Source organism: Nocardioides sp. (genome assembly GCF_050699375.1).
Lineage (GTDB): Bacteria > Actinomycetota > Actinomycetes > Propionibacteriales > Nocardioidaceae > Nocardioides.
Map to the genome: position 1 here is coordinate 16,327 of NZ_JBOHDN010000011.1, position 10,779 is coordinate 27,105.

At 68.5% G+C, this 10,779-nt stretch carries 9 protein-coding genes; 8 read left to right on the top strand and 1 reads right to left on the bottom strand.

The window, feature by feature from the left end:
- The first annotated feature begins 98 nt into the window (after window positions 1-98).
- Genes ACRDPS_RS00510 through ACRDPS_RS00540 form a run of 7 tightly spaced genes read left to right on the top strand, consistent with a single transcriptional unit; the run spans window position 99 to window position 7,937 of the window.
- Complete coding sequence (locus ACRDPS_RS00510; RefSeq protein ID WP_431499657.1) at window positions 99-1,340, top strand: amino acid ABC transporter substrate-binding protein; 1,242 nt, start codon at window positions 99-101, stop codon at window positions 1,338-1,340.
- Between the two features lie 4 nt (window positions 1,341-1,344).
- Window positions 1,345-2,229: a branched-chain amino acid ABC transporter permease gene (locus tag ACRDPS_RS00515; RefSeq protein WP_431499658.1), complete on the top strand. Its 885-nt coding sequence runs from the start codon at window positions 1,345-1,347 to the stop codon at window positions 2,227-2,229.
- The gene (locus ACRDPS_RS00520) at window positions 2,213-3,286 is read left to right on the top strand and encodes a branched-chain amino acid ABC transporter permease (protein WP_431499659.1); all 1,074 of its coding nucleotides are present in this window, start codon (window positions 2,213-2,215) and stop codon (window positions 3,284-3,286) included. The genes ACRDPS_RS00515 and ACRDPS_RS00520 overlap by 17 nt, the downstream gene beginning before the upstream one ends.
- Window positions 3,283-4,044, top strand: coding sequence for an ABC transporter ATP-binding protein (locus tag ACRDPS_RS00525; protein ID WP_431499660.1), 762 nt, complete (start codon window positions 3,283-3,285; stop codon window positions 4,042-4,044). Before ACRDPS_RS00520 ends, ACRDPS_RS00525 begins: the two co-directional genes overlap by 4 nt.
- Complete coding sequence (locus ACRDPS_RS00530; RefSeq protein WP_431499661.1) at window positions 4,037-4,804, top strand: ABC transporter ATP-binding protein; 768 nt, start codon at window positions 4,037-4,039, stop codon at window positions 4,802-4,804. Before ACRDPS_RS00525 ends, ACRDPS_RS00530 begins: the two co-directional genes overlap by 8 nt.
- Before the next feature lie 14 nt (window positions 4,805-4,818).
- Window positions 4,819-5,562: a hypothetical protein gene (locus ACRDPS_RS00535; RefSeq protein WP_431499662.1), complete on the top strand. Its 744-nt coding sequence runs from the start codon at window positions 4,819-4,821 to the stop codon at window positions 5,560-5,562.
- A gap of 32 nt (window positions 5,563-5,594) precedes the next feature.
- A complete protein-coding gene (locus tag ACRDPS_RS00540) occupies window positions 5,595-7,937 on the top strand; it encodes a PQQ-dependent sugar dehydrogenase (protein WP_431499663.1) in 2,343 nt (780 codons plus the stop codon).
- A 51-nt stretch (window positions 7,938-7,988) separates the two neighbouring features.
- Here ACRDPS_RS00540 and ACRDPS_RS00545 read toward each other — a convergent pair whose 3' ends face one another.
- Complete coding sequence (locus ACRDPS_RS00545; protein WP_431499664.1) at window positions 7,989-8,732, bottom strand: GTP pyrophosphokinase; 744 nt, start codon at window positions 8,730-8,732, stop codon at window positions 7,989-7,991.
- A gap of 141 nt (window positions 8,733-8,873) precedes the next feature.
- Between ACRDPS_RS00545 and ACRDPS_RS00550 the strand changes: the two genes are divergently transcribed.
- Complete coding sequence (locus ACRDPS_RS00550) at window positions 8,874-10,526, top strand: enoyl-CoA hydratase-related protein (protein WP_431499665.1); 1,653 nt, start codon at window positions 8,874-8,876, stop codon at window positions 10,524-10,526.
- Window positions 10,527-10,779 lie beyond the last annotated feature (253 nt).

A 10,779-nucleotide genomic window follows, 5' to 3' on the forward strand; every position in this document is an offset into this window, starting at 1 on the left:
CCTGTTCGTCGGGATTGTGACTCTTGCCACATCAAGTGGGAATGGGTAACGTCATCGTAAACGCTTACGTAAGCGCTTTCGTAGAGGAGACCCCGCAGATGCCCTTCACGAAGTCCACAGCGAACAAGCGACGCCGAGCAGTCGGACCCGCCCTAGTCGCCCTGACCCTCGCCTCCACTCTCGCCGCCTGCGGTGGTGCCGAGGACGGAGGCGGCAGCGACGACGAGATCGTCATCGGGATCTCGCTGCCCCTGACCGGCGACTTCAGCGAGCCCGGCAAGGGCATCCAGCGCGGCTACGAAGCCTGGGCCGCATACGTCAACGAGAACGGCGGTCTGCTCGGCCGCGACGTACGCCTGGAGATGCTCGATGACCAGTCCAGCGCCGAGCGTGTCGCCGCCGACTACGAGAAGCTGATCAACCAGGAGCAGGTCGACCTGATCGTCGGCCCGTTCTCCACCCGCCTGGTGATCCCGGCCGCCCAGGTCGCCCAGGACTACGGCTACCTCTTCGTCGAGCCCGCCGGCGCGGCCCCCGAGGTCTTCGAGGAGGGCTTCGAGAACCTCTTCTACGCCGCTCCCGCCGTCGCCGACGACCACTACAAGCTCCTCGCCGAGCACATCCTGGCGATGCCCGAGGGGGAGCGGCCGAAGACCGCGGCGTACGCCTCGATGGACGATCCGTTCGCCCAGGGCACCGCCTACGGCCTCAAGGACGCGCTCGAGGAGGGCGGCATCGAGACCGTCGTGGACGAGGTCTACCCGCCGAACACCACCGACTTCAGCAGCATCGCGGCCAAGGTCGCCGACAGCAAGGCCGACATCGTCGTGGGCGGCAGCCAGTATCAGGACGGCGTCAACCTGATCGTCTCGCTGCAGCAGCTCAACTACCAGCCCAAGCTGGCCGCGTTCTCCACCGCGCCGACCGAGACCGAGTTCGCCAAGGCGATCGGTGACAAGACCCAGGGCATCATCGCGCCGACCGGCTACACCACGAAGGCGGACTACCCCGAGAACCAGGAGTTCGTAAAGTTCTTCGAGGAGCAGTACGGCGAGGCGCCCGGTGAGGACGAGGCCAACGCCTGGACCACCGGCCAGGTCGTGGGCGCCGCCGTCGAGGCGGTCGACTGCGCCGAGCCCGACCCGGACTGCCAGGCCAAGCTGATCGACTGGCTGCGCGAGAACGAGGTCGACACCGTCGTCGGGCCGCTGAGCTGGGACGACAAGGGCCGCCCGCAGAGCGCCCACATGATCCAGCAGTGGGTCGACGGAGAGATCAAGATCGTCATGCCGGAGGACCAGGCCGAGGCAGAGTTCGTCTTCCCGAAGCCGGCGTGGTGAGCCGATGTCTGCAGCTCTTCTCCTCCAGAGCGTGATCCTGGGGCTGCTGCTCGGTGGCCTCTATGCGCTGCTCGCCGCCGGTCTGACGCTCTACTTCGGCGTCATGCGGGTCGTGATGATCGCGCACTCCGCGTTCCTGATCCTGGCTGCGTACCTGGCCTGGTTCTTCACCACCCGCACCGGGCTGGACCCACTGTTCTCGCTCTTCATCACCGTGCCGCTCTTCTTCGCGGCCGGCTACGGGATGCAGCGTGCCCTGCTCTCCCGGCTGCGCCCGGCGACCCTGACGATGATGTCGGTGCTGCTGACCTTCGCGATCGCGCTGGCCATCGAGGGTGGACTCGGTTACGTCTTCTCCGGCACCCAACGGCGGATCCAGCTCGACTACTCGGGCGCGAGCCTGGAGCTGTGGGGTGCCCGGATCGCGGTGGTGAAGCTGATCGCGTTCGGGCTGGCGGCGGTCTCGCTGCTGGCACTGTTCCTGCTGCTCAAGAAGACCCGCTTCGGTCAGGCGCTGCGAGCCACGATCCAGCACCGCGAGGCCGCCCAGCTGCTCGGCATCGACACCGACCGGATCGCCGGGTTCGGCTTCGGGCTCGGCCTGGCCACCGCGGCCGTGGGCGGCACGGCGCTGGCGCTCGACGCCACCATCTATCCATCGCTGCACTGGCACTGGATCGGTCCGCTGATGGCGATCATCGTGATCGGCGGTCTCGGCAGCATCCCGGGCGCCGCGATCGCGGCGATGCTCCTCGGGGTGACGCAGAGCCTGCTCCAGATCCCGATGGGCACCACCTGGGCGCAGACCATCTTCTACCTCGCCCTCTTCGCCACCCTCATGGTCCGCCCCCAGGGATTCTTCGGAGGTCGTCTTGCCCAGCGCTTCTAGATCCACACAGCGACGTACGCCGGGCCGCTCCGTCCTCGTCGCGAAGGTCGTCGCGGCCGCTGTCCTGCTCGGCCTCGTGCTCGCCTTCCCCGCGCTCGCCCCGGACGCGTTCGTGCTGTCGGTGGGCGTGGTGATCGCCAGCTACGCCGCGCTCGCGGTGGCGTGGAACTTCGTCGGCGGGCTGACCGGCTACATCTCGCTGGGCCACGCCGCCTACTCCGGGCTGGGCGGATATGCGACCGCGCTGCTGGTCACCGAGGCAGGCGTGAACCCGTGGCTGTCCATGTTCGCCGGGGCCGTGCTCGTGGGCGTGGCCGCCGTGCCGATCGGGATCGCGTCGCTACGGGTGCGCGGCGCCTCGTTCGTGATCGTCTCGATCGCGCTGGTACTCATCCTGCTGCTGGTCGCGCAGAGCTGGGCGTCGGTGACCGGCGGGTCCAACGGGCTCCGGGTCCCGCGGCCGTTCGGCACCGACGTGCTCCGGCCCGAGCAGCACGAGCGCTTCTTCTACATGTTCGTGGCCCTGACCCTGGTCGCTCTCGTCCTGTGGTGGGTCATCGACCGGTCCCGGCTCGGCGCCGGGCTCAAGGCGATCCGCGAGGACGAGGACAAGGCTCAGGCGCTGGGCGTGCCGACGTTCGCGTACAAGCTGGTCGTCTTCATCGTCTCGGCGTTCATGACGGCGCTGGCGGGAGGGATGTACGCCCTCTGGTTCGGTTCGCTCGACCCGATCTTCCAGTTCTCGATCCTGACCGGCTCCTATCTGGTGCTGATGTCGCTGCTCGGTGGCGTACGCAGCCTGCTCGGGCCGGTCGTCGGCGCGGTGATCGTGGGATACGCCGTCGAGTTCTTCAAGGCGCAGTACGGCGACACCCAGCTGCACCTGGTCGCGCTCGGGGTGCTGCTCGCGCTGGTCGTGCTCTTCATGCCCGACGGGGTCATCCCGTGGCTGACCGCGCTCGTCGACAGGTTCAAGCCCGGCGGTACCTCGATCCGTGAGGTCGACGCGGCCCAGCTGGCCGAGGAGCGCAAGGCGCTCGAGGAGGTGAAGGGATGACCACGGTGCCCAAGGCCGATGTGACCAGGTTCAGCCTGGAGACCAAGGGGCTGACCAAGGCCTTCGGTGGCGTACGCGCCGTGGACGATGCCACGGTCAGCTTCCACCAGGGGAAGATCAACGCCCTGATCGGCCCGAACGGGTCCGGCAAGACCACGTTCTTCAACTGCGTGACCGGGATGATCCGCCCCGACTCGGGATCGGTGAGCATCCACGGACGCGACATGACCCGGCAGGCGCCGCACCGGATCGCGCGAGCGGGTCTCGGACGCAGCTTCCAGCTGTGCCGGGTCTTCCCGCGGATGACGGTGCTGGACAACCTGCTCGCCGGGGTGCGTACGACCGGTGTGGTGCACCGGCTGCGTGGTGCGCACAACCCGGACGACGTCGCCAGGGCGCGCGAGCTGCTGGCCCGGGTCGGCATCGAGCACCTCGAGCGCAGCGAGGCGCGCGACATCTCCTACGGGCAGCAGAAGCTGCTCGAGCTGGCCGGTGTGCTGATGGCCGAGCCCGACACGATCATGCTCGACGAGCCCGCGGGCGGGGTGAACCCGGCCCTCATCGGTCGCATCGCCACGCTGGTGCGCGAGCTCAACGCCGAGGGCCGCACCTTCATCATCGTCGAGCACAACATGGAGCTGGTGATGAGCCTCTCCGACCATGTCGTGGTCTTCGACCGCGGCCGTCCGATCGCCTCCGGTGCGCCGGCGGAAGTGCAGAACGACCCACGAGTCCTGGAGGCCTACCTTGGTGTCTGAATCGTCTGGACCTCTCCTCGAGCTGCGTGACATCGAGGCCGGGTACGGCCGCGCGGCGCTGGTGCTGCGAGGCCTCACCGTCACCGTTCCCGCAGGTCAGATCGTCTGTCTGGTCGGTCCCAACGGGGCCGGCAAGTCCACCGTGCTCAAGGTGGCCAGTGGGATGCTGACCCCACGCTCGGGCACGATCACCGTCGACGGCGCCGACGTCACCCGCAACGGACCCCAGCAGATGCTCCGCTCCGGCCTGGCCCACGTGCTCCAGGGCCACTCGGTCTTCAAGGAGATGACCGTGGCCGAGAACGTCGGGCTGGGCGCCTACACGGTGCGCGACGTGGCCGCGATCCAGGAGCGGACCGACTTCGTGAAGTCGCTCTTCCCGGTCGTCGCCGAGCGGTGGCACACCCTCGCCGGCGCGCTCTCGGGCGGTCAGCAGAAGCAGGTCGAGTTCGCCCGCTCGCTGATGGTGAGCCCGAAGGTGGTGCTGCTCGACGAGCCCAGCATGGGCCTGGACCCGAAGACGACCGCGACCGTGTTCGAGCAGGTCGTACGCATGCGTGATGCCGGTCTGGCGATCCTGCTCGTCGAGCAGAACGCGCGCCGGGCCCTGGAGTCGGCAGACCTGGGCTGCGTACTCGATCTCGGGAAGGTGCACATCTCCGGCCCGGCCGCCGACCTGCTCGCCGACCCGCGGATGGCGGAGCTCTATCTCGGGGGAGCCGCAACGGCCTCAGCAGGGACCACCGATGGTCCCGAGTAGGGGAAGGAAGCACGATGAGATGGAAGCAGAGTCGAGTTTCGGGGCGAGGCGTACGCGTCGGCGTGATCGCCCTGACAGTGGTCCTGGCCGGTCCGCTGGTCACCCATTCGACCGGAGCCCAGGCCCAGGTGCCGACACAACCCGGTGAGCCGTCCGAGGGACGTGGTCTGGCCGTGGTCAAGCCCCGGGCGAGCCTGGCCGACTGGGACCCGCTGACCGAGGAGATATGGGCCTTCGAGAAAGGTCAGGTGATCCTGACCGAGCCGGGGACGGCGCAGCCCGGCCCGCGGCGCCCGTTCGAGTACGCCGTGGTGACCAAGGGCCCCGAGCTCGGCTCGCTGACCTACCGCGCCGAGGTACGCATCGACGAGGCCGTCGAGGTCACCAACCGAGACGTGATCCTGGTCTGGAACTACCAGTCCCCGACGCGCTTCTACTACGCCCACCTCTCGACCGACAACACCATCTACCCCCACAACGGGATCTTCGTCGTCAACGACGCCGACCGGCTGCGTATCGACGACCAGTGGGACGGCACGGTCGGCGCCGAGCCGTCGATCACCGATGCGGACTGGCACGACGTACGTCTCGACTACGACGCCCGCACGGGCGCGATCGCTGTCTATCTCGACGGGGCCGAGGAGCCTCGGATGACCGCCACCGACACCACCTTCGCCGGAGGCCGGTTCGGCTTCGGTTCCTTCGACAACTTCGGCCGTGTCCGTGACGTCACCGTCGCGGGCGTACGCCACCGCTGATTGCAAGAACCTCGGTAAGGAGAGAACCGCCCATGGAAACCTCACGTCTATGGGGCAGACCCGTGCGGGCGGGGCTCGTCGCGGGCGCCATGCTCGCCGCGCTGCTCACCCCCACGCTCACCCCCACACTCTCTGCCAACGGTGCCGTCCCCGGCAGCGAACCCGTCCCCGATCCCATCCCCCAGGAGCCGGTACGCAGCAGCCTCGGCCTCGTGCTCGAGGAGGTCGCACAGCTTCCCGAGTCCGAGCCCTTCCCGGCGCCGACCGACCAGCGCCTCGTACGTCACAACCGCATCAACTTCATCGGCGAGGTTCCCGACGGCTCGGGTCGGATGTACGTCCCCGACCTCAACGGGCCGATGCACCTGCTCGACGGCGGGCAGCAGCACGAGTACCTCGACGTCAAGGACCACTTCCCCGACTTCTGGTCCGGTGCCGGGCTCGGTAGCGGCGCCGGGTTCATCACCTTCCACCCCGAGTTCGAGGAGAACGGCCTCTTCTACACCGCCCACACCGAGCGGTTCGGTGGCTTCGACAAGACGCCGACGTTCCCGTCCCAGACGAACCCCGGCTCCGGGCGCACCGTCAGCGTGGTCACCGAGTGGCACACCGCCGACCCCACCGCGAACACGTTCGAGGGCACCAGCCGTGAGGTGATGCGGATCGACTTCGCCGGCCAGATCCACGCCATCCAGCAGATCGACTTCAACCCGACCGCCGAGCCGGGCGACGAGGACTACGGGCTGCTCTACATCGCCTCCGGCGACGGCGGCAACGGTGTCCGCAGCGACGACCCGCAGAACCTCGCCAACCCGTTCGGCAAGATCCTGCGGATCGACCCGCTCGCCCGCGACGGACGCAACGGGGCGTACGGGGTCCCGGACAGCAACCCGTTCGTCGACCGCGAGGGCGCGATCGGGGAGATCTACGCGTACGGCATGCGCGACCCGCACCGTTTCTCCTGGGACGCGACGAAGGGAACGCTCCTGCTCGGCCACATCGGTCAGCACGCGATCGAGGGGGTCTACGACGTACGCGCCGGGGACAACCTCGGCTGGAGCGAGATCGAGGGGCGGCTGCTCTACGACAACGCCGACGAGTGCAGCCTCTACACGGTGCCCGACGACTACGACATGTCGGGCTACACGCTCCCGGTGGCCTCCTTCGACCACGACCCGCCGGCCAACTACCCCTGCTCCTCCGACAGCGGTCACGCGATCAGCGGGGGTGTCGTCTACCGCGGCGAGCTCGACGCTCTGAAGGGCAAGTACGTCTTCGGTGACCTGGTCAACGGCGAGGTCCTCTGGGCCGAGGCCGGCAAGATGAAGCGCGGGAGCAGCCGCGAGGCGACCCTGCACCAGATGCAGCTCTTCGACACCTCCGGCAAGCGTCTCTCGATGCAGGACTTCGTCGACGACCCGCGCGTCGACCTGCGTTTCGGCACCGACTCCGACCGCAACCTCTACCTGCTGGCCAAGGCCAACGGGAAGGTGTGGAAGGTCGTCGACACCGTGAACCGGCCCTGGCCGAGCGAGGTCGAGCCGTCGCTACGGGACGACCTGGTCAGCTACTACGACTTCGAGCACCCCTTCGCCCCCGGGGCGCGGGAGGAGGACCAGGGCTTCTCGCGGACGCTGCTGAACCAGGTCAACGGTGGCAACGCGATGCAGGTGCGGGACTCTGCCTACCGGACCAGCAACAACGCCCTGCAGACCCAGCAGGTCGATCCGGCGGTCAACGGCAACGACGACTGGAAGGCGGGGACGTGGAACCAGAACGGGGTCGCGTCCTTGGCGCCGTTCGCCGGGGCCGAGCAGATCACCCTGGCCGGCTGGTTCAAGGTCGACATGGACGGTCCGGCGCTCAACTCGGTGACCGCCGACCCGGCGGACCGGTTCAACGCCATCGGGCTCTCCGGGGTGCTGTCCGGCAACTCGGACGGCCATGGCGTACGCGCCCTGCTCGAGCTCATCGACGTCAACGGCACCCTGCGACTGGTCGCGCTCGGACGCCGGCTCGACGAGGGTGCCTCGCAGACCTTCGCGGCCTCGGCGGACTGGCAGAGCCTGCTGCCGCGCGGCGAGTGGGTGCACCTGGCGGCGACGTTCGACTACACCACCGGGAAGATGGCGCTGTTCCGCAACGGCAAGCCGGTCGAGGGGTTCTACACCAACGCCGGCGATCCGTGGCAGGTCGACGGGACCGGCACCTCCGACACGCTGCCGCGAGGCATCAAGGTCGGTGGCTCGTTCCCGCAGGACAACGTCGAGCGCAACCCCTGCGACTGTCGGATGGACAGCCTGATGTTCCTCGACCGGGCGATCAGCCCGACCGAGGCGCGTAACCAGTACGAGCGGTTCGTCAGGGGTCGCTGAGACTCTGATCTCGTACGTCCCGGGGCAACCGCCCCGGGACGTACGAGCGTTCTATGGGTGCTGACGAACCGGACCGTGGACCTCGGTGCGCAGCCGGGCCATGGTGGCGTCGAGGTCGGCGGCGGTGCGGGCCGCGGCGCCGAGCTCGTCGCGCAGGGTCGTGGGGACGGTGCCGTCGTACTTGTAGTAGATCGAGTGCTCGACGCTGGCCCAGAAGTCCATCGCGATGGTGCGGATCTGCAGCTCGACGGGCACCTCGACGACGCGGTCGGAGAGGTAGACCGGCACCGTGATGATGAGGTGGAGGCTGCGGTAGCCGTTGGCCTTGGGCTCGGCGATGTAGTCCTCGACCTCGACGACGTCGACGTCGGACTGGCTGCCCAGCATCTCCATGATCCAGTAGACGTCGGAGACGAACGGGCACACCACCCGGATCCCGGCGATGTCGCGGATCTGCTTCTCGAGCGCGTCGAGGGTGAGCGGGCAGCCGATCTTGCGGGCCTTGGCGAGCAGGCTGTCGGGCGACTTGAGCCGGGTGCGTACGTGCTCGATCGGGCTGTGGTCGTGGTTGTGCTCGAACTCCTCGCGCAGGATCGCGATCTTGGTCGAGACCTCGTCGATGGCGAACTTGTAGCGCATCCGGAACCTGGTCAGCTCGCGTGCCAGGTCCTCGCCGCCGGCCTCGACGAGATCCACCAGGCCGGTGATCAGGTTGCGGTCGCCCGCCGGGTCGGGCATGGCCCCGTCGGTCAGCATCGTGCCTTGTCTCCCGCTGATCGGGTCGACTGTCGTCATGGTCCCCCTCCTGACTGGTCCATCTTTACAGGCGCTCGCAAGGAACCCGAGGATGCGTCGCTTGAGTGGGGTCGGTACATTGACACCCCTCGGGGGATAGAGGTCTGTTCGCGCTACCTACGACAAGGACATTTCCCCCACATGCGCATTCTGCTGCTCGTCTCCGCGTTCAACGGTCTGACCCAGAGGGTCTGGTGCGACCTGAAGGAGGGCGGTCACGACGTCGGCGTCGTGCTGGCCCCGGTCCACGACGACTCCTCGCTCGTCGCAGCCGTCGACGCCATCGCTCCCGACCTGATCCTGTGCCCGTTCCTCAAGCACCGGGTCCCGGAGCCGGTCTGGGGGCGCTATCCGACTGTCGTGATCCACCCGGGTCCGCTGGGTGACCGCGGTCCGTCCTCGCTCGACCACGCTACGCTCGATGGTCGCGACCGCTGGGGCGTCACCGCGCTGTCGGCGGTCGAGGCGATGGACGCCGGCCCGGTCTGGGCGACCGAGACGTTCCCGATGCCCGAGGTCCCGATCGCGAAGAGCTCGCTCTACAACGGCCCCGTCGCCGATGCCGCGATGGTCTGCGTCGAGGAGGTCCTCCGGATGGTCGAGGCCGGCGAGGCGCCGCTGGCTGTCGAGGAGTGGCCCGTGTCGGTCGAGGGCACAGGTGAGCTGCCGCTGCTGCGCCGCCAGGCCTTCGAGATCGACTGGGCCGCGCCGGCCATCGAGATCGCTCGCCGGATCGCGGCGGCCGACGGTGCCCCGGGTGCTCCGGCGAACATCGACGGCAAGGCGTACTGCCTCTTCGACGCCGCCACCACCTCCGAGAACCACGGCGCCCCCGGCACGGTGGTCGGCTGTGACACCGACTCGGTCGCCATCGCCACCGGCGAAGGCACACTCTGGGTTGGGTACGCTGCCACGCTCGGTGACAAGAAGCGCGGGCCCAAACTCCCGGCCGCCTGGGTGCTCGAGACCGACCACGCGCCGTACCGGCCGATGCCCGAGGCGCTGGCCGAGACGACCTATGAGCGTGACGGCGACGTCGGCTACCTCACCATCCGCTCCTACAGCGGCGCGATGCACACCCAGCAGTGCCGCCGGCTCACCGATGCGGTCCGGAAGGCCCTCGTCGAGGACACCATGGTCCTGGTCGTACGCGGTACCGAGCACGCCTTCTCCAACGGCATCCACCTCGGCGTGATCGAAGCCGCCCCGGACCCGGCCGCCGAGGCCTGGGACAACATCCGGGCCATCGACGAGCTCTGCCTGGCGATCGCCGAGGCGGAGCAGCTGACCATCGCCGCCTTCACCGCGAATGCGGGCGCCGGCGGCGTCATGGCCGGTCTGTGCGCGGACGTCACCGTCGCGCGCTCCGGCGTCGTGCTGAACCCCTACTACGACATGGGCATCTTCGGCTCCGAGCTGCACACCTGGGGCCTGCCAAGCCGGGTCGGCGAGGAGAAGGCCGACGAGCTGCTCGGCGCGAAGCTGCCGATCTCGGCGGCCGAGGCCCACCGCATCGGCATGATCTCCGAGGTCGGCCCGCGCGACGCGGCCGAGCTCGAGGCTTGGCTGCGGAGCCTGGCGCAGGGCTACACCGAGCCCGAGGCGTACGTCCCCGCCCTGGCCGCCCGCGAGTCACGTCGCGCCTGCGCGATGCCGATGTCCTACTACCAGAGCATCGAGCTGGCCGAGATGGCCCGCGACATCTTCGAGGACCGCTACGGGTTCGCCGCGAAGCGGAAGGCGTTCGTCACCAAGGCCGCCCCGTCCGAGACCCCGGCCAAGATCCTCTTCTGACCCCGCTCCTCTGACCCTCTGACCCTCTGACCCTCTGACCCCGGCCGAGAGGTCACAAGCCCCGGCCGAGAGGTCACAAGCGCCGGCCGAGAAGTCACAAGCGCTGGCCGAGAGGTCACAAGCGCTGGCCGAGAGGTCACAAGCGCCGGCCGAGAAGTCAGCAATGCAGGCCGAGAGGTCACAAATGCAGGCCGAGAAGTCAGCAATGCAGGCCGAGAGGTCACAAATGCAGGCCGAGTTGGCAATCGAATGC